Origin of the sequence: Flavisolibacter ginsenosidimutans (assembly GCF_007970805.1) — a bacterium.
GTDB lineage: Bacteria > Bacteroidota > Bacteroidia > Chitinophagales > Chitinophagaceae > Flavisolibacter > Flavisolibacter ginsenosidimutans.
Map to the genome: position 1 here is coordinate 3,278,466 of NZ_CP042433.1, position 26,489 is coordinate 3,304,954.

The 26,489-nt window shown below is 47.3% G+C and carries 27 protein-coding genes; 16 read left to right on the plus strand and 11 right to left on the minus strand.

What is annotated here, in order from left to right:
• Nucleotides 1-24 precede the first annotated feature (24 nt).
• The 4 genes from FSB75_RS13655 to FSB75_RS13670 are packed head-to-tail and all read left to right on the plus strand — an operon-like array spanning nt 25 to nt 4,740.
• Nucleotides 25-1,368 carry an APC family permease gene (locus tag FSB75_RS13655; RefSeq protein ID WP_146788545.1) on the plus strand — a complete coding sequence of 448 codons (1,344 nt, stop codon included), beginning with the start codon at nt 25-27 and terminating at the stop codon, nt 1,366-1,368.
• Nucleotides 1,349-2,524: a trans-sulfuration enzyme family protein gene (locus tag FSB75_RS13660; protein WP_146788548.1), complete on the plus strand. Its 1,176-nt coding sequence runs from the start codon at nt 1,349-1,351 to the stop codon at nt 2,522-2,524. The genes FSB75_RS13655 and FSB75_RS13660 overlap by 20 nt, the downstream gene beginning before the upstream one ends.
• Before the next feature lie 45 nt (nt 2,525-2,569).
• Nucleotides 2,570-3,700 carry an efflux RND transporter periplasmic adaptor subunit gene (locus FSB75_RS13665; RefSeq protein ID WP_146788551.1) on the plus strand — a complete coding sequence of 377 codons (1,131 nt, stop codon included), beginning with the start codon at nt 2,570-2,572 and terminating at the stop codon, nt 3,698-3,700.
• Between the two features lie 2 nt (nt 3,701-3,702).
• A complete protein-coding gene (locus FSB75_RS13670) occupies nt 3,703-4,740 on the plus strand; it encodes an NAD(P)H-dependent glycerol-3-phosphate dehydrogenase (RefSeq protein ID WP_146788554.1) in 1,038 nt (345 codons plus the stop codon).
• A gap of 35 nt (nt 4,741-4,775) precedes the next feature.
• Here the strand turns inward: FSB75_RS13670 and FSB75_RS13675 are convergent, their stop codons facing one another.
• A complete protein-coding gene (locus tag FSB75_RS13675; protein WP_146788557.1) occupies nt 4,776-5,930 on the minus strand; it encodes a PQQ-dependent sugar dehydrogenase in 1,155 nt (384 codons plus the stop codon).
• 171 nt (nt 5,931-6,101) lie between these two features.
• Between FSB75_RS13675 and FSB75_RS13680 the strand changes: the two genes are divergently transcribed.
• From FSB75_RS13680 to FSB75_RS13700, 5 genes are all read left to right on the plus strand, one after another.
• Nucleotides 6,102-6,464 carry a hypothetical protein gene (locus FSB75_RS13680; protein WP_146788560.1) on the plus strand — a complete coding sequence of 121 codons (363 nt, stop codon included), beginning with the start codon at nt 6,102-6,104 and terminating at the stop codon, nt 6,462-6,464.
• An 88-nt stretch (nt 6,465-6,552) separates the two neighbouring features.
• Nucleotides 6,553-7,845 (plus strand): TolC family protein, encoded by a 1,293-nt coding sequence (locus tag FSB75_RS13685; RefSeq protein WP_146788563.1) that lies wholly within the window; start codon nt 6,553-6,555, stop codon nt 7,843-7,845.
• A 6-nt stretch (nt 7,846-7,851) separates the two neighbouring features.
• Nucleotides 7,852-8,964 (plus strand): efflux RND transporter periplasmic adaptor subunit, encoded by a 1,113-nt coding sequence (locus FSB75_RS13690; RefSeq protein ID WP_146788566.1) that lies wholly within the window; start codon nt 7,852-7,854, stop codon nt 8,962-8,964.
• 117 nt (nt 8,965-9,081) lie between these two features.
• Entirely contained in the window at nt 9,082-12,228 is a 3,147-nt protein-coding gene (locus tag FSB75_RS13695) for an efflux RND transporter permease subunit (protein ID WP_146788570.1), read from the plus strand.
• A gap of 335 nt (nt 12,229-12,563) precedes the next feature.
• A complete protein-coding gene (locus FSB75_RS13700; protein ID WP_146788573.1) occupies nt 12,564-13,163 on the plus strand; it encodes a hypothetical protein in 600 nt (199 codons plus the stop codon).
• 126 nt (nt 13,164-13,289) lie between these two features.
• On the opposite strand, the gene FSB75_RS13705 is transcribed toward FSB75_RS13700, so the two are convergent.
• The 3 genes from FSB75_RS13705 to FSB75_RS13715 form a co-directional block, all read right to left on the minus strand.
• Nucleotides 13,290-13,805, minus strand: coding sequence for a transposase (locus FSB75_RS13705; RefSeq protein ID WP_172623149.1), 516 nt, complete (start codon nt 13,803-13,805; stop codon nt 13,290-13,292).
• 111 nt (nt 13,806-13,916) lie between these two features.
• Nucleotides 13,917-14,639, minus strand: coding sequence for an alpha/beta fold hydrolase (locus tag FSB75_RS13710; protein ID WP_146788579.1), 723 nt, complete (start codon nt 14,637-14,639; stop codon nt 13,917-13,919).
• Nucleotides 14,640-14,743: 104 nt separating this feature from the next.
• Complete coding sequence (locus FSB75_RS13715) at nt 14,744-15,592, minus strand: bifunctional helix-turn-helix domain-containing protein/methylated-DNA--[protein]-cysteine S-methyltransferase (RefSeq protein WP_146788582.1); 849 nt, start codon at nt 15,590-15,592, stop codon at nt 14,744-14,746.
• A 284-nt stretch (nt 15,593-15,876) separates the two neighbouring features.
• Between FSB75_RS13715 and FSB75_RS13720 the strand changes: the two genes are divergently transcribed.
• Together FSB75_RS13720 and FSB75_RS13725 are read left to right on the plus strand one after the other, a co-directional pair.
• On the plus strand, nt 15,877-16,200 hold the full coding sequence (locus FSB75_RS13720; protein ID WP_146788585.1) for an RNA recognition motif domain-containing protein: 324 nt from the start codon (nt 15,877-15,879) through the stop codon (nt 16,198-16,200).
• A 67-nt stretch (nt 16,201-16,267) separates the two neighbouring features.
• Nucleotides 16,268-16,510 (plus strand): hypothetical protein, encoded by a 243-nt coding sequence (locus FSB75_RS13725; protein WP_146788588.1) that lies wholly within the window; start codon nt 16,268-16,270, stop codon nt 16,508-16,510.
• 37 nt (nt 16,511-16,547) lie between these two features.
• On the opposite strand, the gene trmD is transcribed toward FSB75_RS13725, so the two are convergent.
• The 5 genes from trmD to FSB75_RS13750 form a co-directional block, all read right to left on the minus strand.
• Nucleotides 16,548-17,225: a tRNA (guanosine(37)-N1)-methyltransferase TrmD gene (gene trmD, locus FSB75_RS13730; protein ID WP_146788591.1), complete on the minus strand. Its 678-nt coding sequence runs from the start codon at nt 17,223-17,225 to the stop codon at nt 16,548-16,550.
• Nucleotides 17,226-17,375: 150 nt separating this feature from the next.
• Nucleotides 17,376-19,568 carry a (E)-4-hydroxy-3-methylbut-2-enyl-diphosphate synthase gene (gene ispG / locus FSB75_RS13735; protein WP_146788594.1) on the minus strand — a complete coding sequence of 731 codons (2,193 nt, stop codon included), beginning with the start codon at nt 19,566-19,568 and terminating at the stop codon, nt 17,376-17,378.
• Between the two features lie 143 nt (nt 19,569-19,711).
• Nucleotides 19,712-20,293 (minus strand): tetratricopeptide repeat protein, encoded by a 582-nt coding sequence (locus FSB75_RS13740; RefSeq protein WP_146788597.1) that lies wholly within the window; start codon nt 20,291-20,293, stop codon nt 19,712-19,714.
• The gene (locus FSB75_RS13745; RefSeq protein WP_146788600.1) at nt 20,290-21,291 is read right to left on the minus strand and encodes a VWA domain-containing protein; all 1,002 of its coding nucleotides are present in this window, start codon (nt 21,289-21,291) and stop codon (nt 20,290-20,292) included. Before FSB75_RS13745 ends, FSB75_RS13740 begins: the two co-directional genes overlap by 4 nt.
• 239 nt (nt 21,292-21,530) lie before the next feature.
• Nucleotides 21,531-22,022, minus strand: a complete 492-nt coding sequence (locus FSB75_RS13750) for an asparaginase (RefSeq protein WP_146788603.1) — start codon at nt 22,020-22,022, stop codon at nt 21,531-21,533.
• 65 nt (nt 22,023-22,087) lie between these two features.
• Here FSB75_RS13750 and FSB75_RS13755 point away from each other — a divergent pair, with 65 nt between their 5' ends.
• Nucleotides 22,088-22,507 (plus strand): hypothetical protein, encoded by a 420-nt coding sequence (locus FSB75_RS13755; protein ID WP_146788606.1) that lies wholly within the window; start codon nt 22,088-22,090, stop codon nt 22,505-22,507.
• A 67-nt stretch (nt 22,508-22,574) separates the two neighbouring features.
• Nucleotides 22,575-23,279 (plus strand): hypothetical protein, encoded by a 705-nt coding sequence (locus FSB75_RS13760; protein ID WP_146788610.1) that lies wholly within the window; start codon nt 22,575-22,577, stop codon nt 23,277-23,279.
• Between the two features lie 53 nt (nt 23,280-23,332).
• Here the strand turns inward: FSB75_RS13760 and FSB75_RS13765 are convergent, their stop codons facing one another.
• A complete protein-coding gene (locus FSB75_RS13765; protein ID WP_146788613.1) occupies nt 23,333-23,569 on the minus strand; it encodes a hypothetical protein in 237 nt (78 codons plus the stop codon).
• Nucleotides 23,570-23,743: 174 nt separating this feature from the next.
• On the opposite strand from FSB75_RS13765, the gene FSB75_RS13770 reads away from it, so the two are divergent.
• Nucleotides 23,744-24,217 (plus strand): VOC family protein, encoded by a 474-nt coding sequence (locus FSB75_RS13770; RefSeq protein ID WP_146788616.1) that lies wholly within the window; start codon nt 23,744-23,746, stop codon nt 24,215-24,217.
• Nucleotides 24,218-24,235: 18 nt separating this feature from the next.
• Here the strand turns inward: FSB75_RS13770 and FSB75_RS13775 are convergent, their stop codons facing one another.
• The gene (locus tag FSB75_RS13775; protein WP_146788619.1) at nt 24,236-25,219 is read right to left on the minus strand and encodes a DUF1259 domain-containing protein; all 984 of its coding nucleotides are present in this window, start codon (nt 25,217-25,219) and stop codon (nt 24,236-24,238) included.
• A gap of 93 nt (nt 25,220-25,312) precedes the next feature.
• Here FSB75_RS13775 and FSB75_RS13780 point away from each other — a divergent pair, with 93 nt between their 5' ends.
• Both FSB75_RS13780 and FSB75_RS13785 read left to right on the plus strand, forming a co-directional pair.
• On the plus strand, nt 25,313-26,005 hold the full coding sequence (locus FSB75_RS13780; protein WP_146788622.1) for an SDR family NAD(P)-dependent oxidoreductase: 693 nt from the start codon (nt 25,313-25,315) through the stop codon (nt 26,003-26,005).
• A gap of 83 nt (nt 26,006-26,088) precedes the next feature.
• Entirely contained in the window at nt 26,089-26,481 is a 393-nt protein-coding gene (locus FSB75_RS13785) for a DUF4406 domain-containing protein (protein WP_146788625.1), read from the plus strand.
• The last annotated feature ends 8 nt before the right edge of the window (nt 26,482-26,489 follow it).

Consider the following 26,489-nt stretch of genomic DNA (forward strand, 5'->3'; position numbering starts at 1 on the left):
CATAGTTCTGATTATCTTCAGCGCATGACGGAAAAACCAAAGCTGCGGCTCTTTGATTTAACCATGATTGTTGTTGGTCTCGTGATTGGCATGGGCATTTTTCGCACATCGTCCGACGCCGCCAACGCGGCTGCTACCCCTTCCTTGTTTTTTATCGGCTGGATTGCCGGCGGCGCCATTGCTTTGTGCGGCGCATTAACCTATGCCGAAATCGGTTCACGCTTTCCGGTAACCGGTGGTTATTACAAAGTGTTTGCAGAATGTTATCATCCGTCCATTGCCTTCTCCATCAACTGCATCATTCTTATTTCCAACGCAGCATCCATGTCCGGCGTGGCGCTCGTTGGCAGCGAATACATCTCGCAGGTTCTTTTTAAAACCGATCCCGGCGCCACGACAAGAGCCTTGATAGCGATGATACCGATTGCCGTTTTTTACGGTGTCAATCTTTTGGGTTTGCGGTTAAGCGCAACGGCGCAAAACATTTTGATGGTGATAAAAATCGGGATGCTGGTGCTGCTGATTTCTTCCATCTTTTTTATTGACGGAAATGCCAACGCCGCTTCGACTGCGACAAAAAGCCTTGCAACAACGGACTACATAAAATCCTTTGGCCTGATCCTGATTGCTGTGTCGTTTACTTACGGCGGCTACCAGCAAACCATCAACTTTGGCGAAGAAGTACACAACCCGCGAAAGACCATTCCACGCGGCATCTTTATCGGCATCTTAATCATCATCACTTTATACCTCGCCGTTAGTTATGCCTACTACAACGCCATTGGCTTTGAAGCCTTGAAAACATCGCGGGGCATTGCGTCAATCGTCGTCGAAAAATTGTTTGGCCCGACTGGCCGCACGGCGGCTTCTATTCTTTTATTTGTTGCGGTACTAGCTTATGTGAACGTATTGCTGCTGAGCAATCCGCGGGTGATGTATGCCATGAGCAAGGACGGTATTTTACCGGCTGCTTTTAGCAAGGTGAACGAGAAGAAAGACGTGCTGACGTTGGGCCTGACAACCTTTGCGCTGGCGGGCATTTTGGTTTTGTTCTTCATGGATGAATTCAACAAGATTCTCAGCTTCACCATCTTTCTTGATTCGATTGGAATGGCAACATCAGCCGCTACGATTTTTATTTTGCGCAAGCGCACAAAACATTTGGATGGCACCGGCATTTATAAAATGAAGCTTTATCCTTTGCTGCCACTCATTTTTATTGCGGCGTATATTTTTGTGGGCATTTCCATTGCGTTCGATACGCCACGTCTTGCGCTTGTTGCAACCGGCGTGTTTGCCGCATTTTTGCTCCTTTATTTTTTGGTGCGAAGCCTGAAAACAAAAACCGATGCCGCTACAACCAACTGAACTTTCCTACATCATCAACGAACTGGCCGAAGACCGCGAACACTATTTTAATGCCGTTGCACCGCCCATTGTGCAAACCTCAAACTTTGTGTTCAAGAAGGTCGCTGATTTGCGCAAAGCCTTTGAAGATGAAATGGGCGGCTACCTGTACAGCCGCGGCTTAAATCCAACGGTTGATATCTTGCGCAAGAAACTGGCGGCGCTTGACGGTGCCGAAGATTGCCTTGTATTCAATAACGGAGCGGCAGCCATTTTTGCAGCTGTATTAGCCAATGTAAAAAGCGGCGATCACATTATCTCGGTGCGCAATCCTTACACCTGGGCACAACGAACCTTTGACGTGATTCTTTCCCGCTTTGGCATTACAACTACTTATGTTGATGGCCGCGACATTAAAAACTTTGAAGCAGCACGTCAGCCCAATACAACGTTTATCTATTTAGAATCGCCCAACTCGTGGACATTCGAATTGCAACCCATAAAACAAGTGGCGGCATTGGCAAAGCAGCACAACATCATCACCTTAATTGACAACAGTTATTGCACGCCGCTTTATCAACGACCAATTGAAATGGGCATTGACCTTGCCATGCAAACCGCTACCAAGTACATCGGCGGCCATAGCGATACATTGGGCGGTGTGTTGTCCGGTTCGCATCAGCAAATGAAAAAGATTTTTGACAGAGAGTATTTAAACGTGGGCAGCGGCATTCAACCGTTTAATGCATGGCTGCTGATTCGCGGCTTGCGCACCTTGCCCGCACGCCTGCAGCGCATCACCAACACAACGCGAGAAGTGATACAGTTCTTAAAATCGCATCCGCGCATTGACCAGGTCATTTTTCCGCTCGACGAATCCTTTTCACAATATGCGTTGGCAAAAGAACAAATGAGTGGCGCTTGTGGTCTCATCACGTTCACCATTAAAGACGGAACAATGGAAAGCATCACTAAATTCTGCGAATCGCTTAAGCACTTTATGATGGCGGTAAGCTGGGGCGGCCATGAATCGCTCATCCTTCCAAAATGCGCAGGCATTCAGCCAGCGGACTTCGATGCGAACAATATCCAGCATCAATACATTCGTCTTTATACCGGTCTTGAAGAACCGCAATACCTGGTTAATGATTTGCAGCAGGCATTGAACCGCGAATGATTATTTTTGGCGCGACCGGTTGTCGCAGCAAAGACAATCCTTCTTATGAGCAAAACCTTGAAGTGGATTCTTTTTTCTCTCCTTGCCGTTGTTGTGCTGGTGCTCATCATGCGTATTGTTTCCGGGAAGGCCAACGATATTAAAGTAACAGCAGAAGCCGTAAAAAAACGTACGGTTACCGAAACTGTTTCGGCCAGTGGCAAGCTTTATCCCGAAACCGAAATACGCATTGCACCGCCGATTTCGGGCGAAGTAACGCAGTTGAATGTGCAGGAAGGACAACAAGTAACAAAGGGACAAACGCTGGCTTTTATTCAAGGCGATAAAACGGGCAGTGCAGCACCAAGAGTTTCTTTGCCGAATGTGCCAACGGGTTTTGAAAACCTTCTAAAGAATATGCAACAGCCAAGCGTTTCGTCGGCATCATTGGCAACTATAAAAGCACCCATGAGCGGAACGGTGCTTGGGCTCGCAGTAAAAAAGGGGGAAAGAGTGAACGGCGAACTTATGCGTATTGCCGATCTATCAAGCCTTGAAGTAAGAGTGGATGTAAATGAAAACAACATTATCAAAGTAAGTGTCGGCGACTCAGCTGATGTGGAAGTAGAAGCCTACAACAAACGAAAGTTCAAAGGCATTGTTACCACCATCACCAACGGCAGCAGCAAACGCGATGCGCAATCTTTTTTATCGGCGGATGTAACCAATTACGAAGTGCACATACGCCTCTTGCCTTCGTCGTATAACGACTTGTATGATTCGGCAAAACACAACATTCCCTTTCGTCCGGGCATGAACGCAAGAGCCGACATTAAAACAGCGCGGCATGAAAATATATTGAGCGTTCCGGTAGCCGCAGTGGTTTCAAGACCGAAAGGAAGCGATGAAAATATTAACGATGCGAAGAAGGAAAAAGCAAAAGATGAAAACGCGGTTGACCAAAGCGAAAGCAGCGACGAACCGGAAGAAGTGGTATTTGTTTTAAAAAGCGACAATACCGTGGAAAAACGAACGGTGACTACAGGCATACAGGACGTCAATTATTTTGAGATTACCGGCGGTTTGCAGGAAGGCGAAAAAGTAGTAACCGCACCCTACAACGCCGTGAGCCAAACCTTGCACAGCGGTAAAAAAGTTGTGGTGGTGAGCAAAGACAAACTGTTTGAAAACAAATGAGCATGCAATCTTTTAAGATCGGTGTAATTGGCAACGGCAGTTGGGCCACAGCGCTGACAAAAATCATTACCGACGGTGGCCGTCCGGTGAACTGGTGGATACGCAACACGGCCTCGATTGATTACATTAAACGCCGCCGCCACAACCCCAATTATTTACACTCGGCATCCTTCGACGTTTCGCTTCTGAACATGCACCACGATGTACAAACAATTGTTGATGCGTCGGATTTGCTGGTGATGGCTGTTCCTTCTGCGTACATAGAAGAAGTATTGCAAAACCTGCGCAAAGATTCATTGAAGGAGAAGAAAATTCTTTCGGCCATTAAAGGTTTGATACCGGGAAAAGATGTGTTGCTAAACGAATACCTGGACAAAAATTTCGGCGTTCCACTGCTGAACTACTTTGCAGTTCTTGGCCCTTGTCATGCCGAAGAAGTGGCCGCCGAAAAATTATCCTACTTAACCTTTTCCGGCATTGACACCGACACGGCCGAAGACATTGCAGCCTGCTTTAAAGCACCTTACATCAACACCATTGTCAATCCTGATATTCTGGGTGTGCAATACGCCGCGGTAATGAAAAACATTTATGCGCTTGGCGCCGGCATCGCACACGGCCTCGATTACGGCGATAATTTTTTAAGCGTTTACATTGCCAACGCCGCCGATGAAATGGCTGGCTTTCTGCGCAAGGTTGGCGTAAAGCATATCGTCGTTGGTGAACATGAAAAAGACGCGAAGAAAAAAGACATGAACTATGCGGCTTCGGTTTATCTCGGCGATTTGCTGGTGACCTGTTATTCGCTGTACAGCCGCAACCGAACATTCGGAAACATGATTGGCAAGGGTTACACCGTTAAAGCCGCGCAGCTTGAGATGAACATGGTGGCCGAAGGCTATTATGCCTCGCGATGCATTTACAATTTCAATAAAAACATCGGCGGGGATATTCCCATTGCCGAAACGATTTACAAAATTTTATGGGAGCGGCAATTGCCGGCAGAAGGATTTGAAGAGGTGGAGGAAGTGTTGGTGTGAAAGAAATTCAAAACTGCAATATTTTTGAGTTCGCATCACTTCCCGTAACTGATTCTATACACCACGCCCTGCTTGTCATCGCTCACCAACAAACTTCCGTCTTGCATCATCTGCACATCCACTGGCCTTCCTAAAACATCACTGCCGTTCAACCATCCCGATGCAAACGGCGTTGCGCTTACCGCTTTGCCATTCTCCATTTTTACAAAGGCTACTTGATAACCGATCGGTGTGCTGCGGTTCCAGCTTCCGTGTTGGGCAATAAAAATTCCGCCGTTGTAATCAGCCGGAAAAAGATTACCGGTATAAAAACGCATGCCCAAAGCCGCCACGTGCGGGCCGAGCAGAAAAGCTGGTTTTGTGTAATCATCGCAATTTTTTCCTTGCCCAAACTCAGGGTCTAAAATATTTCCCTGGTGACAATAAGGATAACCAAAATGCAAACCCTTTTGCGGTGCGGTATTCAATTCATCGTTTGGCCGGTCATCGCCCAGGTTATCACGGCCGTTATCGGTAAACCAAAGCGCTGCCGTTTGCGGATTCCAATCAAAGCCAACGCTATTGCGAATGCCTTTGGCAAATACCTCCAGCCCGCTGCCGTCTTTATTCATTCGTATAATGCAGGCATGCATCGAATCGGGTTCGCAAATATTGCAGGGCGCACCCACTGGCACGTACAATTTATCGTCGGGACCAAAAGCAATGAACTTCCAGCCGTGTGCGCCATCGGTGGGAAACTTGTCGTAAACAACTTTGTAAGCAGGCGGGTTTTGCAGCGAGGCTTCAATGTTATCAAAGCGAAGAATGCGGCTGATTTCCGCCACGTACAAAGCGCCGTCTTTAAACGCGACGCCGTTGGGTGTTGTTAACCCCGATGCAACGGTATAAACCGAGTCGGCTACACCGTTTTTGTCTTTGTCCACCACCGCATAAACCTTGCTGCCCTGCGTGCCCACAAACAAGGTTCCTGCCGGGCTTAGCGTTAGGCTGCGTGCGCCGGGCACTTCTGCAAACACCGAAATTTTAAAGCCCGCCGGCAGCTTGATTTTGTCGAGATGATATTTCGAAAACAAGTCATTGCCCGGTGCGGTGGAAGCCTGCGGAGCCACGGGCTCTTTATCCTTGCAGGAAATAAAATTTTGCACAAGAAGCAAAAGCCAAAAAGAAAAAAGAAGTGGATTGCGTTGCATGGCGAACGTATTTAAAAAGGTGAAGAACCGACCAATTCTGTCTTGCCCGACGCTTTCTGCAAAGCTAACCGGCATTTCTGCGTCAATCTTTGTTAACCCCGCCTTATATTTTTTGACTTTTGGCGAAAAGTTTTTGGAAGAAAAAAGGCCTGTCTAATTTTGCGGCGGATAATGAAACCGTTCGCATTCATATTGCTTTTGCTGCACGTCAACTTTTCGATGTTCATTTCGCAGGTTGACGAGCAGGACGTATACGAAGCCAAGGGCATGCACGTGCGTGACATTGACAGCCTTACCGACTGGCTGCAGGACATACTCAGCAAACACAAATCTTCGGACTCGCACAACAATAAAAAAGATGACGGCGATGCCCGTTTCTTTCATATTTTAAAGCCAACGCATTTCTTTTCACCGCATTTTGTTCTCGCAAAAAAGCCAACCGTTACTACAAACGAGAACTATGCGCCGCTAATGAACGAAACGGTTTTGCCGTCCGGCTTTTCTACCATTCAGTCACCTCCGCCCAAAGCGTAAAACTTTTCTTATCTAACGATGCCTGCACGCTTTCTTGCCGTGTAGCAGTTTGCTGTTCACAACAGTTTCTTCTCTAAACTTTTGATACATGAAACGTAAAGTTGCCCTTTTGCGCAGCTTTGGTTTGGTGGGATTGGCGCTGGCGCTTGCACACGCAAACGCACAGGATACCCTTCGCCTTACCACCCCCAAAGCCGAAGAGCTTTTTCTAAAAAACAACCTTTCGCTTCTGGCCGCGCAGTACAACATCAGCGCCAACGAAGCCCTTATTCAACAAGCCAAAGCATGGGACAATCCCGTGCTTTCAACAGAACAAAATTTATACGACGGCAAATTCTTTCGGCATACGAAAGGAACGGCCGATAACCCGCAAGGTTACGGCCAATGGTATGCGAGTCTTTCGCAAGTCATTCGCACCGCCAACAAACGCGGCCTGCAAGTGCAGTTAGCGCAAGACGGCGTAAAAACAGCGCAGGCGCAACTGAATGATTTACTGCGCAACCTTCGCTATGTGTTGCAGGTGGACATGAACAACCTCGCGCAGCTGCAGGCTGCCCAACAGTTGCTGGAAACCGAGATCAGCCACACGCAAACCCTGGCCAAAGGCATGGACGAAATGCTGAAGGTGGGCGACATTTCGCTGAAGGACAACGTTCGGTTGAAGGCCTTGCTTTATTCCTTGCAAAGCGACTACGCCGACAACCTTCGCCAGCAACAGGATTTGCAAAAAGAGTTGCACACCTTGTTGCACGATGAAACCGCAGCGCCCATCAACGCAACGATTCCTTCGCCTGATTTTTCGTCGTTGAACAATCTTCCGTTGTTGGCAATTGTGGACAGCGCAAAAGCGCTTCGTCCCGATGCGGCTTTGGCTTCGGCACAAGCGCTCTATCAACAACACAATCTTGCCTTTCAAAAAGCCCTGGCAAAACCCGACCTTACTGTTGGTGTTGATTACGACCGCGCCAGCAATTACATTCCGAATTACGTGGGTTTGCAGATTGGTTTGCCTTTGCCCATCTTCAATAAAAACAGGGGCAACATTCAATCGGCGGAATGGAGCGTGAAAGCAGCACAAGCAACACAGAAGAATACGCAATCCGTTGTGCAAGCCGAAGTGCTGAACTCGTACAACAAATTGCAAACGCTGTTTCAAGTGCAAAAAAGCGTTGGCGGAGCGTGGGCTGAAAACTACGAACGACTCATGCGCAACATGGTGGAAAGCTACGAGCAACGCAAGGTTACTCTGTTTGATTTCATTGACTTTTTCACTTCGTATAAAGACACGCGGTTAAAACAACTGCAACAAACCACCAACCTTTTAAACGCGGCGGCGGAATTCAATTTCGTGAGCGCACAAAACATCATCCCTCTCAAATAATTTTTTATGAAGTACTTATTTTCTTTTTGTTCGATAGCGGCTCTTTTTGCGGCTCTTACGGCCTGCAACAGCAACGCGGCCAAAGCACCGGAGAAAAAAGAAGTCTGCATCAGCGACACCATTTCCAAAATGATTCGCATTGATTCTGTTTCTGAAAAAGCCATCGACGACGAACTAAAACTTTCCGGTGAAGTCAGCTTCAACGAAAACAAAGTGGTGAAGGTTTTTCCGGTGAGCAGCGGACAGGTTCTTTCCGTCAACACCTCGCTTGGCAATTACGTAAAAGCCGGTCAAACATTGGCCGTGATTCGGAGCGCCGACATTGCCGGCAACTACGCCGATCTTTCTACAGCGGGCAACGACATTGCCATTGCCAAACGCGAAATGGAAAACGCGGAGCATCTATTTAAAAACGGTATCGGTAGTGAAAAGGATTACGTGCAGGCAAAACAGGCGTATGAGAAAGCAATGACGAATGCGACAAAAATTCGTTCGCAAATCAGCATCAACGGAAGCGGCCATACTTCTGCTAACGGCACTTATGTGGTAACAGCGCCGAAGAGCGGTTACGTGGTGGAGAAGAACGTCAATCCCGGGCAGTTTATCCGTAACGATAACGGGCAAAATCTTTTCACCGTTGGCGATACGAAAGACGTGTGGATTTGGGCCAACGTTTACGAAAGCGACATTGCCCGCGTGAAAGAAGGTTATCGCGCAATGGTAACCACGCTGGCTTATCCTGACACTGTCTTTACCGGTAAGGTTGACAAAGTGAATCAAATTCTCGACCCGCAAACAAAGGTGATGAAGATTCGCATCGTGTTGCCCAACAATAACGGGCAATTAAAGCCCGAAATGTTTGCCAACATCACCATCGAAAACAAAGAGGGCAAGCGTGCCGTAGTGATTCCTTCGTCTGCACTGGTAAGCGAAGACGGCAAAAGCTACGTGGTGGTTTATCACGACAAATGCAACCTTCAAATTAAAGAAGTGCAAGTGTTGAAAACTTCCGGCGATGCCATTTACCTGAAGAGCGGCTTGCAAAAAGGCGAACAATTAATTTCCAATCAACCCTTGCTTTTCTACCGCCAGTTGCAGGAAATGCAGGAAACAAAATAGAATATAGAATGTAGGAGTTAGGAGATAGAATGGTTGAAAACGAAACCGCGACTTTGTCTGCTTTAGTCTATCTCCTACATTCTACCTCCTAACTCCTACCTCCTCAAAACATTCCCCATGAACAAGTTCATCAAACGCATTATACATTTCTCGCTGCGGCACCGCTACTTTGTTTTTTTCATGACGGCGGTACTGGCAGTGATTGGATTTATTTCCTACAAGGCCACGCCGCTGGAAACCTTTCCCGACGTCACCAATACACAAGTCATCATCATTGCGCAATGGCCCGGACGCAGCGCTGAAGAAGTTGAAAAATTCGTGACCATTCCGCTTGAAGTTGTACTGAATTCCGTGCAGAAAAAAGCCAACCTGCGCACCACATCGGCCTTTGGCTTGAGCTATATCCGCATCATCTTTGATGATGATGTGGACGATGCTTTTGCGCGGCAACAAGTGCTTAGCCGCTTGGGTGGTGCAGATTTACCCGACGGTGTAAAACCCGATGTGCAACCGCCTTACGGACCGACCGGTGAGATATATCGCTACACCTTAAAGAGTCCGACAAAAAACATTCACGAGTTAACGGCGATACAAGATTGGGTTCTCGATCGGCAATTCAAATCCGTGCCCGGCGTAGCCGATGTAAACTCATTCGGCGGTGAAGAAAAAACCTTTGAAGTGAGCGTGAATCCAGAGATGCTCACAAAGTACAATCTCTCTTCGCTTGACGTGTACAACGCCGTGACAAAAAGCAATGTGAACGTAGGCGGCGATGTGATTGAACGCAACGGTCAAGCCTTTGTCGTACGCGGCATCGGTATTTTAAAAGACGTGACCGACATTGAAAACATCATCGTTACGCGGCAGCAAAACGTTTCTATTCTGGTAAAGAATCTTGCCACCGTTACCGAAGCCGGAAGGCCGCGGCTGGGCTGGGTTACACGCGACAAACAACCCGACGTGATTGAAGGCATCGTGGTGATGCGCAAAGGCGAAAACCCAAGCGAAGTGTTGAAAGCGGTGCAGGCGAAAGTGAAAGAACTCAACACATCTATTCTTCCAAAAGACGTAAAGCTGGATACCTTTTACGACCGTACGGAATTGATGGATTACGCACAGCACACGGTAATTCACAACCTGCTCGAAGGCATCATTCTCGTCACGGTGATTGTGTTTCTTTTCATGGCCGATTGGCGAACGACGTTGACCGTTGGCATCATCATTCCGTTATCGCTTTTGTTTGCTTTCATCTGCATGAGAATAAAAGGCATGAGTGCAAACCTGCTTTCAATGGGTGCTGTGGATTTCGGTATCATCATTGACGGCGCGGTAGTGATGGTGGAAGGTTTGTTTGTGGCGCTTGACCATCGAGCAAAAGAAGTGGGCATGGAGCGGTTTAACAAGTTGGCAAAGCTCGGCCTGTTTAAATCCACCGGTACGGAAATGGGCAAAGCCATCTTCTTCTCCAAGCTTATCATCATCACGTGTTTGATTCCCATTTTCGCCTTTCAAAAAGTGGAAGGCAAAATGTTCTCGCCGCTGGCTTATACGCTTGGCTTTGCATTGTTGGGCGCATTGTTATTTACGCTTACACTCGTGCCTGCCTTGTCCAGCATTTTGCTACGCAAGAACGTCCGCGAGAAGCACAATCCCGTTGTCATCTTTATTGAGAGAGGCGTGATGAAAGCCTTTAACGTCACAGCAAAATATCCCAAGGCAAGTTTGTTGGTTGCGCTTTGCATAATGGGGCTTTCGTTTGGCGTGGTAAAGTTTTTAGGCACCGAGTTTTTGCCCGAATTGGACGAAGGCGCACTGTGGGTGGAAGCCGAATTGCCCATGAGCGTCTCGCTCGGCGAAGCCAACAAAATTTCTAACAAGATGGTGGACATTCTGCGTGAATTTCCCGAAGTGGAACAAACCCTTGCGCAAGTTGGACGAACCAACGACGGCACCGATCCGAAAGGTTTCTTTGACGTACAAATACAAGTGGACTTGCGGCAAAAAGAAGAATGGAAACGAAAGATCACCGAAGAACAGTTGATTGATGAAATGGACAAACAACTGAGCAAGATACCGGGCATTGTGCTCAATTATTCCCAACCCATCAGAGACAATGTGGAAGAAGCCGTTGCCGGTGTGAACGCAGCACTTGCGGTGAAAATTTTCGGTCCTGATTTTCAAACGCTAGACAGTTTATCAAAACGTGTGGCGGCGCAACTTGCAACGGTTCGCGGCATTGAGGACTTAGGCATTTTGCGCAACCTCGGTCAACCGGAATTCCGCATTGAGCTTGACCAGCAACGCATGGCTTTTTACGGCGTGAATACAGCCGATGCAAACGCTGTAATCGAGATGGCAATTGGCGGTAAAGCCGCAACGGAATTGTACGAAGGCGAACGAAAATTCGACGTGCGGGTTCGTTATCAAAAAGAGTTTAGAGATGAACAAGACAAAGTAGAAAACCTGATGGTGCCCGCGCAAGACGGAAGCAAAGTTCCGTTGAAAGAAATCGCCAACATTCGCACACTCACTGGTCCTGCTTTTATTTACCGCGACAACAACACACGTTACATTGCGGTGAAGTTTTCCATTCGCGAACGCGACCTAGGAAGCACCATACAGGAAGCGCAACAAAAGGTGAATGCCGCCGTGCCGTTGCCGCTTGGTTATTCGGAAACATGGAACGGTGAATTTGAAAACCAACAACGGGCATCGGGCACACTGGCAAGAGTGGTTCCCATTTGTTTGCTCGTTATTTTCTTAATTCTCTTCATGACCTTCGGCAACGCAAAAGACGCCATGCTCACCATCATGAACGTGCCGTTTGCCTTGATCGGCGGCATACTTGCGCTTTACGTGACGGGTATGAACTTCAGCATCTCCGCCGGCATTGGTTTCATTGCTTTGTTTGGTGTGTGTATTCAAAACGGTGTGATTTTGATTAGCGTGTTCCGAAAGAATTTGGAACACGGAATGCACATTACCGAAGCGGTGAGTGAAGGCGTTCGTTCGCGCATTCGTCCGGTAGTAATGACGGCTTTGATGGCGGCGATTGGGCTATTGCCCGCGGCCATTTCAACGGGCATCGGAAGCGAAACGCAAAAGCCTTTGGCCCGCGTGGTGATTGGTGGTTTGATGACGTCAACGGTACTGACCTTGTTGATCCTTCCGGTGATGTACACGCTTGTGTTTAATTTGATGCACAAGCGGGAGAACAGGCGGATTTTGCGGAAGGCGAGGATGATTAGCAAGCCGGGGGAGTAGGAATGAAAACTTTATAGCAAGGCTGCATCGTAAAGGTGCAGCCTTTTTTATGAGCCAGAAGTTTGCCTATCTATTAAGCTTTCGTTGCGTCGCACTCTTGTACGTTCGGGAATTCTATTGAACAAGAGGCAAGTTGCAATCTTTGGCTACGACAATCTTATTCGTTGGCTCGTTGGCGAGGACGCCAACGGGAGCGACAGAATTTTTGTTTATTACAATCCTTTTCCTATCTCGTTAACGGTTAACTAATAAGCCAAGGAAGATTTTGAAATTACTTGATGGTATATATATTAGCACGTCAAGTTTTTTTAAGCGCATATCCAATTCTTTAAGTTATGGCGACAGGAGCACAGAAAACTATTGCAAAAGAAATCATCTTATTAACATCATTATTGCTCATTTCCATCCTTTTTTTCCTTGGAAACCTGTGTTATAATCTTTTTCAAAAGCGTAACGTGTTAAAATATGAAAGGCAGAGTATCCTTATTGTTAAAACAGTTGATAGCCTCCACAAAGCTGCAGCCCCAATGTTGGATAGCAATAACCTTTACAAATTTTTCAAGACAAATAATTTAACGGAAAAAGATGAAAGAACATTCTTGAAGGTTTATAGCAATCCTGATAGTGCTAAGTTGATTCACGAATTTATGTTGGAAAATAAACTGACAACTTTGAATGAAACAACGTTCTACCAGAAATACCTTTTAAAGAAGAATGTCAGCAATTATCTTTCTTTAAAAGAACAATTTGATACTGTTTACGAAAAGTATGCTGTTCTCAGAGAGAAGCAGTCTGACATCCAAAAGAAGATTTTGACAAACACCGATATCCGCCAAAACCTTCTTTGGTTTTTATCTATTTTATTCGCAATTTTTTATTTTGTTAGACCCTTAATGAAAGGCTTAAAGTGGTCGTTTCGTATTTTGCATGACTGATTTAGCCTAATCTACAGGATTACATTTGCGGCTAAGAGTTAGAACAAAATCAAAAGCATTATGCAAAAGGAATTAGCACTATCGCTCTCGTTGGCGTCCCCGCCAACGAGCCGATCACCAAAGCCTCTACCCAGCATAATGTTTTAACCATCCAAACTCCGAAACACCGGTATGGTAAAACCTTGCCGATGACCACTTATAGTCTTCCGGTGTTGCCGCTAACTTCCAATGCGGTTGACAAGGATTGTGATGAATGTAATTCAGCTTTTGCAACAGAAACGTTTCGTTCCAACATTCCTTCACCAGCGAGTCACGTTCCCAAAATTGAAACAGCCGGTCTTTGTCCGCTACAAAATGTTTGAACAATTTACCGTCTTCTTTCGCCACTGTTTTAAAGCGGTGCGCCGTATAACTAAGCAGTGCACCTTGCACATTAAAGCGGTCGTGTAGATTACTGATTCGCCAAAGCAAATGAATGTGGTTGGGCATAATCACAAAACCGTGAATAGTACAACGGGCTTGTTCTGTCAGCCATTGCAAGGAGTCAACAATGACTTGCTTGTACGCATCGTCCTTTAATAAATGTTTCCAGTTTAGAATGGTTGCGGTGAGGAATTCAATATGGTAATTGTAAAGCAGCAAGTCTGTTAAAGATATTTGACACCTCTTTAAAAACAAAGCCCGTTGGCGCGGACGCCAACGGGAGCAACGGTAGCTAAGGTTGTCAAGTTGTTATGACAACAAGGAGCCAACCTAATTGGCCGCTATCTCACATAAAATGTCTGTGAGTTGTTTTGGCTGGCTAAAGAAAGGCGAATGACTTGTCGCCATCGTATAAACTTTTTCGCACGGCGTTTCCGTGTACATCAGCCGTTGAATAAAAGGCGTTACCGCTCTGTCTTCCGTGCATTCAATATAATAACGCGGCACGCTTCCATAATTTGCTTCGGTTAATTGCAAGGGCACAATACCGGATTCCACCGGCTCGTGACTCAAAATGTATTTTGCCGCTTCCGCAATGTCCGGTTCGCAATCGTGGTACAATCCTTCACGGAATATCGCAGGTTGCAAGGTATGAGAAGCCGTCTCGGGATGTTGCACAACGTAAGGCTTCAACCAGCCTTCCGTGTCTTGAACCGAATATTCCTTTTGTGTTTTCCCGCTCGGTATCAGGTAGGCCGCGAGGTAAATTAATTTTTCAATCTTGTCCGGCCTGTATTCCGCAACCTGCGAAATCACCACACCGTTTTTGCTATGCCCCACCAGGATAACTTTTTCATCAAGACTGTCAATTAAGGTACAGACGCGTTGCACCGTATCGGAAAGCTTTACGTTTTCAATCGGTGTTTTGTCCCGGCCCATTCCGGGCAAATCAATGGCGATGGCTTGGTGGCAGGCGGCCTCCAACAGCGGCACTACTTTGTGCCAGTTCCAGGCACTGTGCCACGAACCGTGAATTAAAATGAATATTTTCATGCTCTTGGTTTAAGGTTATACCTGCGTACACAAACAATGATACTTGCCGCTTCTATCAACTTTTGGCAAGATGGATTTTAATACCGCCGGCGTAGAACTTTGCTTTACACAGCTTGGTTGGACAAGGCAGCTTCCCAGCCTATCATGGCCGTTTTGCGTGTGCTTCCCCACATATAACCGCCAACAGCGCCTGATGACTGAATAACGCGGTGGCAAGGAATAAGGTAAGCAACGGGATTGCTGCCGATGGCCGTACCAACGGCGCGGGACGCAGCCGGATGTGCAATTTTGTTTGCCACAGCGCCATAGGTTGTCAGTTTTCCGGAAGGAATTTTCAAAAGCGTTTCCCAAACCTTTAGTTGAAAGTCGGTGCCACGCAAGTGAAGTTTAATTTGATTCAGCTTGCTCCAATCGTGCTGAAAAATGAAGAGCGCATTTTGTTGCAACAAGTCCAGCTTTCGAGAGAAACTTGCGTTCGGAAACTTGCTTTTCAAATCATTCAATGCCTGCGCCTCGTCTTCCTGGAAGGCCATGTAACAAACGCCTTTAAACGTAGAAGCAACTATGAGGTTACCGAAAGGGCTATCCGCAAAACTATAATTGATGAAAAGATTCTTGCCGCCGTTTTTGTATTCGGCCGGCGTCATTCCTTCGATGGTTACAAACAGATCGTGCAGGCGGCTTGTGCCGGAAAGGCCGGTTTCATGGGCGGCATCAAATAACGTGGCGGCTTTTTCTTTCAGCAATTGTTTTGCGTATTCAATGCTGGTGTATTGCAAAAATTTTTTTGGCGTTGTGCCCGCCCATTTGCTGAACAGCCGCTGAAAATGATAAGGACTTAGAAACACTTTTTCGGCAACAGCTTCCAACGTTGGCTGCTCTTTAAAGTTTTGCCGGATGTAGTTTATTGCTTCTGCAATCCTGTGGTAATCTATTTGTTCCTGCGCTTGCATGGCCGTTTAATTTAACAACACAAATGTCTCGCGTCTTTTGCACTTGAAAAACCCGAAACTTGCTTTGTCTGAATCATCGCTTGTTAGCGAAAGCAAAAGGCCACAGCCAAAGCATTGTGTTTTCTTTCTCATTTGTTTTTAACTCGCACCGAAAACAAACCCTATCTTCACGCCGTTAATTTGAGCCTTGCATCAGTATCATTAATTAGTCTGCATCTGCATCTTAGTTAGTTTCTTACTCCTTGCTGCCTCAGATATTTTATTCATCTATTTATTTTTCAGAAATGAACATTTACGTTTCTAACTTAAGCTTCGACGTACAGGACGAAGACTTGAAAGAATTTTTCACTCCCTACGGAGAAGTAACGTCAGCCAAAATCATTACCGACCGCGAATCAGGCCGTTCAAGAGGCTTCGGCTTCGTTGAAATGTCAGACGATGCCGCTTCTAAAAAAGCCATCGCCGAGTTGAATGACGCAAACGTTGACGGCCGCACCATTAAGGTAATGGAAGCCAAACCCAAAGAAGACCGTCCGGCCCGCAGCAATTACGGCGGTGGTAGCGGTGGTTTTAACAACAGCAAGAGCTACAACAAAAACAGGTATTAATCTCGTTGTTTATACAAAAGCCCCGGTCAACCGGGGCTTTTTATTGTCCTTTATTTTAAACACAAACATGGAAACATTCAATAAAGAAATCGTTGTGGGAAAAGAAACAAGGGTTTTTGAATTTACCCAAATGCGGAACGTGAACGGCGTTAAGTTTTTTGTAACGTCAAAAGACGCTAACAAAAAAGCCGTCTCGTTCAGCCTTACAAAAAAAGACAGGGACTGGAAATTGTTACCGGGATCGCTGCGCTGGTTGTATGATATCGAGACAAAGTTAGCCGATGCCATTGAAAGCACCCACCAGCCCTAACAAGCAGCGTTATCGTTTGCGAACGTAAATTGTTGCGTTAGTCCTCCAACAGATCCGGCCGTCGTTGCTTCGTTCTTTCCACGGCTTGTTCGTAGCGCCATTCTTCAACCTTCGCGGTGTGGCCACTGAGTAAAATATCCGGCACCTTCAGTCCACGCCATTCGGCGGGACGGGTATACACCGGCGGCGCTAAAAGATTGTCTTGAAAGGAATCCGTCAATGCGGATGTTTCATTATTCAACACACCGGGTATTAATCTTCCAACGGCATCTACCAAAACTGCCGCAGCCAACTCGCCTCCGCTGAGTACGTAATCACCAATCGAAATTTCCTTCGTCACGTACTTTTCACGAATGCGCTGGTCAATGCCTTTGTAGTGGCCGCAAATGAGCAAAAGATTTTCTTTCAGTGAAAGATTGTTGGCTATTTTTTGGTTGAGCGTTTCGCCATCGGGTGTAAGAAAAATGATTTCATCAAAAGGTTTGTCTTTGCTTAATTCTTCAATCGCGTTGGCCAGCGGTTCGGGCATCATTACCATGCCCGCGCCGCCGCCGTATTGATAATCGTCCACCTGTCCGTATTCGTTTACGGCCCACTTGCGCAAGGGATGCACGTAAACGGTGAGCAGGCCTTTGTCCTGTGCACGTTTCATGATGGAATGCGAGAGTGGGCTTTGTAACAACTCGGGCAACACCGTAAGAATGTGAATGGTCATGTCGGCAAAGATAAAATGGAGGAGTCAGGAGTTAGAATACAGGAGACGGGAGGAATAAATCTTTGTTGCAAAATAAATTGGATACATAATTATTTCGCACAGAGCGAAGGAGAAGAAAAGAAACTGCACACATCACGTCAACCTCAAACCTTAAACCGCCTTTTCCACCCACACTTCGCTTTCTTTCAACAGGTTTATTAACTCGTCAACCGCTACGTCGCTCGGTACATTGCGCTTTACAATCTCTTTGCCTTTGTACAACGTGATCTTTCCCACGCCACTGCCTACGTAACCAAAATCGGCGTCGGCCATTTCGCCGGGACCGTTTACGATGCAACCCATGATGGCAATCTTCACGCCTTTTAAATGATTGGTCACTGCACGAATCTTAGCGGTGGTCTCCTGCAAGTCAAACAGTGTGCGGCCACAGGATGGACAAGAGATGTATTCCGTTTTTGAAATGCGTGTTCGGGTGGCTTGCAAAATGCTAAAGGCCGTGTTGTTGATGAACTGCTCAACGGTAGTTGACTGCAAATAATTGCGACCCGAAGCATTGACCGTTGATCGTGGATCGTTGTCCGTTGATTGCTGATTGCCGATTGCCGATTGCCGGTAGCTTTCTGCCGTCATGCCGAAACAAACGCCATCGCCCATGCCATCAAGCAGCAAGGCGCCGGCTTCCGTGGCATAATGAATCAGGTGTTCGTCTGCCGTTTGCCGGTTGCTGTCAACGGTAATGATGACGGGATTTTTAATATCGCGGTTCATCAATTCAACAAACATGCGCCGCACCGATTGCATTGCATTTTTGTTCTTGCTACTCAAACAAAGAACAACGCTTGCATCATTCGTAACTGCGTCGAGGTAAGTAAAATCATTAACGGTTGTTTCGTCGCTAAAGCAATCCATCATCACGAAGTTGATGCTGCTGCGCTGCGCCGCTTTTGCGTAACCGCTGTCGTCCCAAATGGGGAAGTATTTTTCTTTGTCTTCCGCCAACAACCACGTTGCCGGATAGACGATCACCTTCAAGGTTCCTGGTAAAGCAAAGTCTATAATCTTGTTGCCGGTGAAAATGTAATCGACCGCGGTATCGGCGATGGTCCACTTGTCCGACGCTTCATCATAAGTATAACCAACGCTTTGCAATTCTTTCGGCGAGATGCTTTGCAGCTTGCTTAAATCTGCAATTACAACAGGCACGTGATGATCGCCAATGTTTGAAACGGCAAAGGTTTCCCTGCGTTTGTATTCAAACGGTGAATAAGGAAGCGTAACCCCATCCCGGCCTTCCCCTGAAGGGGAAGGAGCGTCAGGCTGCGAAGGCTCGCTTTGCGACGATCCAATCAATTCCTTAGAATCTGAAACAAGCAAGAACTGTGCGTCAGCAAACTCCTCTTTAGGGGGTTTGGGGGAATACCGCTTCACTAAATCCTTGCACACCGGTATTTCAAGTTCCGGGTCTTCTGTTAATGATACACGGATCGTATCGCCGATGCCGTCTTCCAGCAACGTGCCGATGCCTACCGCGCTTTTGATGCGGCCGTCTTCGCCGTCGCCGGCTTCTGTTACGCCAAGGTGTAAAGGATAAATCGCACCAAATTCGTCGTGCATGGTTTTAATCAGCAGGCGATAAGCCTGCACCATCACTTGCGGATTGGAACTCTTCATGCTCAGTACAATGTTGTGATAGCTTTCGCTTCGCGCAATGCGCAAAAATTCCATCGCACTTTCCACCATGCCCATGGGCGTATCACCGTAGCGGCTCATAATCCGGTCGCTGAGCGAGCCGTGATTGGTGCCGATGCGCATAGCCGTGCCATATTCCTTACAAATTTTTACCAGCGGCGTAAAGCGGTCGCGAATGCGGTCTATTTCTTCGGCGTAATCGGCATCGGAATATTCAATGAGTTCAAACTTCTTTTTGTCAACATAATTGCCCGGATTGACGCGAACCTTTTCAACGATGCGGGCCGCAATTTCAGCAGCGTTTGGCGTGAAGTGAATGTCGGCCACAAGCGGAGTGTGATAACCGCGCTTGTGCAATTCGTTTTTGATGTTGAGAAGATTTTCCGCTTCTTTTTTTGAAGGTGCCGTGATGCGCACCAGTTCAGCGCCGGCTTCAGCGCAGCGAATGGTTTGCTCCACCGTACCGATGGTGTCCATAGTATCGGTAGTGGTCATCGTTTGCACACGGATGGGATGAAAATTTCCAAGCAGCAAATCGCCAATGTGCACTTCATTCGTGGGAAGGCGTTGATACGCGGTTAGCGAAGCCGCGTAATGGTTAAGCGATACATTATGAAGAAGCGTGGAACTGGTATTGTTTGTTTCTGCAACCATGCCGTAAAATTGGATGACAAAAATAAACGAGAACCGCCAGCCGGTTTGTTATTTGATTGCAAAGCTGTGGCGCAGAACACAGTCCCACTCTAAAAACGCGGGTTATCCCACTCAACCAATAAACCACTCAACAATTCAACCTATCACCAATCCTTACTGCCGCTTGGCGCTTGTCCGCCCTGGCCTTTCTGCATTTTGTGCTGAAGATCTTTCTCCTTCTGCTCCAAGTCACGGAGCTTTTTATCCGCGTCGTTCTGGCTCATGCCTCCACCGCCGCCTTTGTTGTTTTTCTGATTTTGCTGCTGTTGCTGCTTTTGTTCCTGCAGGGCTTTTTGCAGGTTTTCCCTTGCTTCTTTGTCGGCGGGATTGATGCGCAGGGCGGCTTTGTATTCGTCAATGCTCGACGGCAAATCCTGTTGCTTGCTGTAGCTCACACCGGCGTTGTAATGCGCGGCGGCTTTGATGCTTTTGTCGTTGGTGGCAATGGCGTCGTAGGCTTCAATGGCAGCCTTGTATTTTTTTTGCTGCATCAGCGCATTGCCCAGGTTGTATTGCGCTTCGGTGTTGTGCGGGTTCAATTCCAAAGCCTTGCGATACTGGTCTTCGGCCAAGTCAAACTGCAGGCGCAAATAAAAGTCGTTGCCCTTGCTGATGTGCGTGGCCGCGGTTTGCGCAAAGGCATTGATCGAAAAAAGAAAGTATAATAAGCTCAAACAGTTTTTCATGCAGATACTTTTTTTCTGTCGGATACAAACAACTCAACAAGTAGCAACAAAGCCATGGGCAGAACAAGCCACCAGTAAAAGCTTTCATAATAAAGGCCGCTGGTGTCAAGGAGGGCTTTTTTGTCCACGTTTTTGTATTGGTCAAGCAAGGTGGCAATGGCCGGCGCCACGGCTTCCAAATGAATGTAGGTTCCGTGTGTGGATGTTGCGAGTTGCTGCAATAAATCTTCGTTCAGTTTGGAAACAACCACCTGTCCGCTTTCGTCCTTCTTTGCTCCGTGCGTTAATGTGTCCAGGATGGTTGAACCCGAAGCGGAGCCAAGGCCAACGGTGTTGATCATCACGCCTTTTTTTGCTAAGTCCTGCGCCGTTTTCAGGGCGTCTTCGTCGTGGGTTTCACCATCGGTAACAAGAATAATGGTTTTGAACCGCTGGCTTCCCTCTTCAAAAGCCGCGTTGCTTTGCAGCAGCGCATCGCCAATGACCGTGCCTTGCTCGGGCACCATTTCGGGCGATGCGGTGGACACAAAAAGCTTGGCAGCTTCGTGGTCGGTGCTGAGCGGCATTTGCGTGTAGGCATTGCCCGCGAAAACAACAAGCCCGATGCGGTCGTTGGGCATTTTGTCAATGAGCGAGGTAAGAAGTTTCTGCGCCAGCAACAAGCGGCTTGGCTGCACATCGGTGGCGGTCATGCTGTTGCTCACGTCAAGCGCAATCACGGCATCAATGCCTTTGCGCACTTCGGCAGAAGCATCGTCGGGCTTGCGCGGATTGGCCAGTGAAAGGCAACCGAGGGCAAAGGCAAAAAGAAAAAGGGCAAACTTGATGCGTGATTTTAGCGGCGAATGATTTTTTGTGAGTGCCGCAATCAGCTTTGGCTCGCCGATGCGTTTTGTAGTGCGTTTTTGCCAAAGGATGTAAACCACGTAAAGCAAGGCAATGAGCGGCACGAGTAACAAGAGCCAAAAGGCTTCGGGATATTGATATTGAAAATTCATTCGTCTGCTATTGGCAAAGACTGTGCTAAGTTAAGGAGACAGAATTCAGGAGACAGGAGTCAGAATTCAGGAGCAGTGAAGTTGGTTGCCGAATAGAAATACCGAACGCACAAGAGTGCGACGCAAGAGAAGCTAAATAGTAGCAGTGCAGCTACGTTCATAAAATTTATTTCGCACGGAGCGAAGGAGAAAAAATTTTACGCACGGGAACGCCAACTTCAAAACTCAAACATCGAACGTCAAACCTTTAACTCTTCGAAGACGCCGGTCTCGCGGTTCTTCCGCACGTTCTCTCCGTTAAAGCAACGGCCGTTCATGGCCACGTACACGCCGGGCGGCAGGGTTTGCACAAAAGCCAGGGCACTGCCTAAATTGAACAAACCGTCCGACGAACCAAATTTGTAAGGGATCATGGCGCCGGTGATGACGATGGTTTTGTCTTTTATTTTTTGTGCAAGAAGTTTGGCCGTTTCCGCCATCGTATCGGTGCCGTGGGTGATGATGATTTTGTCTTCCTTGCTTTTGCGGCAATGTTCGGCAATGAGTTCGCGGTCGTCGCCGGTCATCTCCAGACTGTCCACCATCATCAGGGTTCGCACTTCCACGGGCACGAGATTGCGGCCCAATTCCAGCATTTCGGGCAGGTGCGAATCGTTGAAATAAAGTTGCCCCGTCAGCTCATTGTATTCTTTGTCGAAGGTTCCGCCGGTAATAAAAATGCGAATGCTCATGGCCAAAAGATTGGCGTAAAAATAGGGCGGTTTGCGGACTACGCCATTTGGATTAATTTCCCCACATGAACACCGAACACCATACCCTGAACAACGAACAGGAAGCCTCCGTAGCCATTTTGTTTGGCTGTCTGCAAGCCAGCGGCAAACCGGTAAGCAACCGGCACGTCGAGCACCTTTCCCGCATGTTGCTGTTAAGCCAAAAATTTGCGCACCACGACCTGCAGCCGCTGGCCGAAAAAGCCCTGCCGCTGTTGAAAGCTTTTGGCTCAAGAACGGTGATTGAACACAGTGCGCCGCTGATTACGGAAAGCTTTAAGGAAACCTTGTTTGCGATGGTCTGCGAACTGATGACCGGCGACGGTGAACTGAATGAAGCCGAAAGCGAGATTGTAGGTTTGACGGCGCTTTATCTTGGTGTTTCGATTGAACTGATGCGCATCATGCTGACGACGTTTATCATGCGCAACCGGTGGAATGTGTGAAAAGTTTGAAGTTCGAGGTTCGAGGTTTGAGGTTGGGTGTTTTGCGGAGAGACTTTATTTTGCTTTAATGGCTGAAATTATATTTGAGAAATTGCTTGTTCGGCTTTTGGCTGGTAATCAAATGAAAGTTGAACAAGAAGGTGCGGATATTAGCTGCCTGCAATTTGAGACAACTGCTATGAAACAATTTTTTCTTCTCGCTTTTTTCGTTTTCACACTGATTGGGGTAACTGCATTTGTCGGTGTTTCTCATGTTGACCAAACAAAGTCATTTCATAATCATTTAAAGAAAAAATCATTGGGAATTTCAATTGTGCTTTACCAAGTTGGCAAAGCAGAAAAGATTGACGATTTATCCGATTTGGAGAAGCAAATGGATAAATCAAAAAGTGTAAACCTTTACAAGGCTACACAGGACCTGGCCATCATCTTCATGAATACAGCAGACCCTTACAGCAATACGGCTGCATTGTCTTACAAAATGCTCTTCGGTGCATATGTAGAAAAGCAGGTAGGAGACAAAATAATCAACGGCTTTGTTCCAACGCCGGAAGTTGCGACCGTTTGCGATTGGATGAAAAAGCACAGGATTGACAGTTTTGAAGGCTTTTCAAAAATGTATGAAAGTTTATCTAAGGAAGCCAAACAGGAACTTGAGGACATTGGTGCCGACGACAAAAAGCATTTATTTGAAGGGTATGTTCGACCCTTGACACAATTCTATCTTACAACGTTAAAAAATCATAACGCAATCGTGATTTGTGGTGAGTGAGCCGCAACAACAGCAGCTTTCTTTCTGTATTCAAACAACGACATCCTTACTAATTATTCTTTCGCATCCCGCTCCATATTCTTTCCCACAAAGTATCCAACCACAGCGCCGATGATGACACCAATCAGCAAGGCCACATAACTTTCACCCGCTGCAAACAAGGCAATCAGCCCCGCAAAAACGGCAAATAAGATAGCCCAAATGATTCGCCCTTTCACCCGCTGGCTGGCGGGAATAGCAGAAGGTTTCTGGTAATGATGATGACCGGCGCGGTTACGGCTTTGCGGCATAAAATATTTTTGCGATAAGGTACGAACGAAATAGAAAGTGACGGGTGCAATACGAAGTAGAACGGGATGATTTTTATCACAAGGCCGCAACCGCCCCGCATCTCTGTCGCAAACGAGGCGCACCAAAACAAAACGCTCTTCTTAGGTTTGTTTCATCAACACAAATCATTTTTTATGCAAAAGATTACACCGTTTTTATGGTTCAACGACAACGCCGAAGAAGCCGTGAATTTTTACTGCTCCGTTTTTAAAGAAGCCAAAGCCGGCGAGATGGTGCGCACCGGTCCCGAAGGCAAAGTACTGACGGCGCCCTTTGAACTCTTCGGACAAAAATTTACAGCACTCAACGGCGGCCCGCATTTTACGTTCACCGAAGCTGTGTCCTTTGTTGTTCACTGCGACGATCAGGAAGAAGTAAATTATTACTGGGAAAAACTTACCGAAGGCGGCAAACCCTCGCGTTGCGGCTGGCTGAAAGACAAGTTTGGCCTTTCGTGGCAGATTGTTCCGAAGGCATTGCCAAAACTTCTTGGTGATAAAGACGCGGCGAGATCGGGCCGCGTGATGCAAGCTCTTATGCAGATGGACAAGCTTGACATTGCAAAGCTGGAAGACGCTTACGCAGGCCGCGAAACCACTCCTGCTTAAGTTGACGGCAACGTTGTGTTAATGACCGCTCATGCCTTGCATATTTTCCTTTGCCTTGCCGGTTTGATCCAAGGCTGCACGCAAGCCTTTGGCCAGTTGTTCGGCGTTGCCCACGCCCCAATAATGCAGAAAGAAAATGCGGGGCTGCTCGTGCACCATGTGGTTGTGAACCGCCACCACTTCAATGCCATTTTCTACCAACGCTTTTATCACCGGCGCTACTTCATCTTCCAGCATCGTAAAGTCGCCGGCAAGGGCGGCTTTTTCGGGTGTGCCCTGCCAGGCGGCCCATGTGTTGAAGCCAAGGAAAGTTGTAACGGTTAACCCGTGTTCTTTTAAGTTCACATCAGGCCTGCCGATGGTGTATTTGTAAACGCCTTTGCTCATCTCGCCTTTGTAGCCAATGATGGCATCCAGCGATTTTGTATCGAGAGTGTTTTGCACGCTTTCATTCGAGGCCGTGCCTTTTGCCGGATCGCCGCCGCGCAGTTCATTTATTTTTTCCAGAACGGCTTTTGCTTTTTGCGCCATTGCTTCGGTTGGTCCGCTGCCGCCCACGTGCATGTACATCACGTTGGGATGGTTGCGCACAAAATGGTTGTGAATAGCGCTGATGGCAAGTCCCTGCCGGATAATTTCCTCTTGTACCGGTTTAAGATCGGTTTCGGTCACCACAACATCGCCCATGATCATGGCGCCGTTGCCGGAAGGCGTAAAGGCGATCCAGGTTCCCAAACCCATTGCCGGAATGATTTTAAAGCCGTCCACCGTGATGCTTAAATCGTTTTGCGGAACGGTGATTTTGTATTCACCGTTGCTGGCTTTTCCTTTTGTGCCAATGATACGTTCGATGAGAAGTGTGTCTACCGGTATCACCGGAGCGGTGGTTTCGCTCATTCTTTTAGCGGCATCTTTTTTCTTGATGGGTTCTTGCGCAGTGGCATTAAACAAAATGAGCAGAGTGAAGAAGGCGAAGGTCATTCGCAAGGCTTTCGTATTCATAACCAAAAGATGAGGGATTTGAATTCAAAGGTATCGAAGCCTTACGTCAATCCGCACGGGAAAGCAACCTAACTTTAAGCACAATCATTCCGCATGAACAAGACCGTGATCATCACTGGCGCTACCGGAAATTTGGGAAGCGCCGTTACAAAAAAGTTTTTGACCGAAGGCTACACCGTCATCGCCACCGTCACGTCCGAAGAAGCAAAAAAAGGCTTGCCGCCGAGCGATAAGCTGCAAGCCGAAATTGTAAACCTAACCGACGAAAACGAAACCGAAAACTTTGTTCAGCGAACCATCGCACAACACAGGAAAATTGATGCGGCTTTGTTGCTCGTCGGTGGTTTTGCCATGGGAAACATTGGCGCAACAAAAGGCGAAGACATTAAAAAGCAACTGGCGCTAAATTTTCACACGGCTTACAACGTAACAAGGCCCTTGTTTGCACACATGATGGAAAACGGCGAAGGCCGTCTTGTTTTCATTGGCTCGCGGCCTGCCCTTAACGCTGCGGCCGGAAAAAATTTAATCGCATACGGCTTGAGCAAGTCTCTTCTTTTTAAACTTGCCGAATACCTGAACGAAGAAGCCAAAGGAAGAAACGTAACGGCAACGGTGGTTGCGCCGAGTACAATTGATACGCCGCTCAACCGCAAAGACATGCCTAACGCAAACCCGGACAACTGGGTAAAGCCCGAAGCACTGGCCGATGTTTTGGAATTTGTTGTTTCGGGAAAAAGCGCACCGCTGCGCGAAACCGTTTTAAAAGTGTACAACAATTCATAACGTCTTTTACTTGCGCATCAACCATTCACTTCACACCACATTCAATACCGGTTTATTTTCTCACTACAATTAAACTTGCTTGCATGAACGCAAAAAAATCACTAATGATTCTGGTGGCGGGGCCTTACCGCTCCGGCACAAACGACGATCCGCAAAAGATTGCGGCCAACGTAAAAGCCATGACCGATACGGCGCTCGAAATTTACCGGATGGGACACTTGCCCGTTTTGGGCGAATGGTTTGCGCTGCCGCTTATTGAAGCCGCGGGTTCCAAAGAAACGGGCGATGAAATCTTCAACGAAATCTTTCATCCCGTGGCCGTGCAATTGATAGATCATTGCGATGCGGTGTTGCGAATTGGCGGCGCATCATCGGGTGCGGATGAAATGATAAAAACCGGAAAGGAAAAAGGAAAAACCATTTTCTCCAGCAAAGAAGAAATACCCAGGCTGAAGGAAGAAAACGCATTGGCTTAGTTTTTTGT

What these genes read in the sequence shown, in the direction of transcription:
- FSB75_RS13655 (WP_146788545.1), top strand. Translation starts at nt 25, where the DNA reads ATGACGGAAAAACCAAAGCTGCGGCTCTTTGATTTAACCATGATTGTT.
- FSB75_RS13660 (WP_146788548.1), top strand. Translation starts at nt 1,349, where the DNA reads ATGCCGCTACAACCAACTGAACTTTCCTACATCATCAACGAACTGGCC.
- FSB75_RS13665 (WP_146788551.1), top strand. Translation starts at nt 2,570, where the DNA reads ATGAGCAAAACCTTGAAGTGGATTCTTTTTTCTCTCCTTGCCGTTGTT.
- FSB75_RS13670 (WP_146788554.1), top strand. Translation starts at nt 3,703, where the DNA reads ATGCAATCTTTTAAGATCGGTGTAATTGGCAACGGCAGTTGGGCCACA.
- FSB75_RS13675 (WP_146788557.1), bottom strand. Translation starts at nt 5,930, where the DNA reads ATGCAACGCAATCCACTTCTTTTTTCTTTTTGGCTTTTGCTTCTTGTG.
- FSB75_RS13680 (WP_146788560.1), top strand. Translation starts at nt 6,102, where the DNA reads ATGAAACCGTTCGCATTCATATTGCTTTTGCTGCACGTCAACTTTTCG.
- FSB75_RS13685 (WP_146788563.1), top strand. Translation starts at nt 6,553, where the DNA reads ATGAAACGTAAAGTTGCCCTTTTGCGCAGCTTTGGTTTGGTGGGATTG.
- FSB75_RS13690 (WP_146788566.1), top strand. Translation starts at nt 7,852, where the DNA reads ATGAAGTACTTATTTTCTTTTTGTTCGATAGCGGCTCTTTTTGCGGCT.
- FSB75_RS13695 (WP_146788570.1), top strand. Translation starts at nt 9,082, where the DNA reads ATGAACAAGTTCATCAAACGCATTATACATTTCTCGCTGCGGCACCGC.
- FSB75_RS13700 (WP_146788573.1), top strand. Translation starts at nt 12,564, where the DNA reads ATGGCGACAGGAGCACAGAAAACTATTGCAAAAGAAATCATCTTATTA.
- FSB75_RS13710 (WP_146788579.1), bottom strand. Translation starts at nt 14,639, where the DNA reads ATGAAAATATTCATTTTAATTCACGGTTCGTGGCACAGTGCCTGGAAC.
- FSB75_RS13715 (WP_146788582.1), bottom strand. Translation starts at nt 15,592, where the DNA reads ATGCAAGCGCAGGAACAAATAGATTACCACAGGATTGCAGAAGCAATA.
- FSB75_RS13720 (WP_146788585.1), top strand. Translation starts at nt 15,877, where the DNA reads ATGAACATTTACGTTTCTAACTTAAGCTTCGACGTACAGGACGAAGAC.
- FSB75_RS13725 (WP_146788588.1), top strand. Translation starts at nt 16,268, where the DNA reads ATGGAAACATTCAATAAAGAAATCGTTGTGGGAAAAGAAACAAGGGTT.
- trmD (WP_146788591.1), bottom strand. Translation starts at nt 17,225, where the DNA reads ATGACCATTCACATTCTTACGGTGTTGCCCGAGTTGTTACAAAGCCCA.
- ispG (WP_146788594.1), bottom strand. Translation starts at nt 19,568, where the DNA reads ATGGTTGCAGAAACAAACAATACCAGTTCCACGCTTCTTCATAATGTA.
- FSB75_RS13740 (WP_146788597.1), bottom strand. Translation starts at nt 20,293, where the DNA reads ATGAAAAACTGTTTGAGCTTATTATACTTTCTTTTTTCGATCAATGCC.
- FSB75_RS13745 (WP_146788600.1), bottom strand. Translation starts at nt 21,291, where the DNA reads ATGAATTTTCAATATCAATATCCCGAAGCCTTTTGGCTCTTGTTACTC.
- FSB75_RS13750 (WP_146788603.1), bottom strand. Translation starts at nt 22,022, where the DNA reads ATGAGCATTCGCATTTTTATTACCGGCGGAACCTTCGACAAAGAATAC.
- FSB75_RS13755 (WP_146788606.1), top strand. Translation starts at nt 22,088, where the DNA reads ATGAACACCGAACACCATACCCTGAACAACGAACAGGAAGCCTCCGTA.
- FSB75_RS13760 (WP_146788610.1), top strand. Translation starts at nt 22,575, where the DNA reads ATGGCTGAAATTATATTTGAGAAATTGCTTGTTCGGCTTTTGGCTGGT.
- FSB75_RS13765 (WP_146788613.1), bottom strand. Translation starts at nt 23,569, where the DNA reads ATGCCGCAAAGCCGTAACCGCGCCGGTCATCATCATTACCAGAAACCT.
- FSB75_RS13770 (WP_146788616.1), top strand. Translation starts at nt 23,744, where the DNA reads ATGCAAAAGATTACACCGTTTTTATGGTTCAACGACAACGCCGAAGAA.
- FSB75_RS13775 (WP_146788619.1), bottom strand. Translation starts at nt 25,219, where the DNA reads ATGAATACGAAAGCCTTGCGAATGACCTTCGCCTTCTTCACTCTGCTC.
- FSB75_RS13780 (WP_146788622.1), top strand. Translation starts at nt 25,313, where the DNA reads ATGAACAAGACCGTGATCATCACTGGCGCTACCGGAAATTTGGGAAGC.
- FSB75_RS13785 (WP_146788625.1), top strand. Translation starts at nt 26,089, where the DNA reads ATGAACGCAAAAAAATCACTAATGATTCTGGTGGCGGGGCCTTACCGC.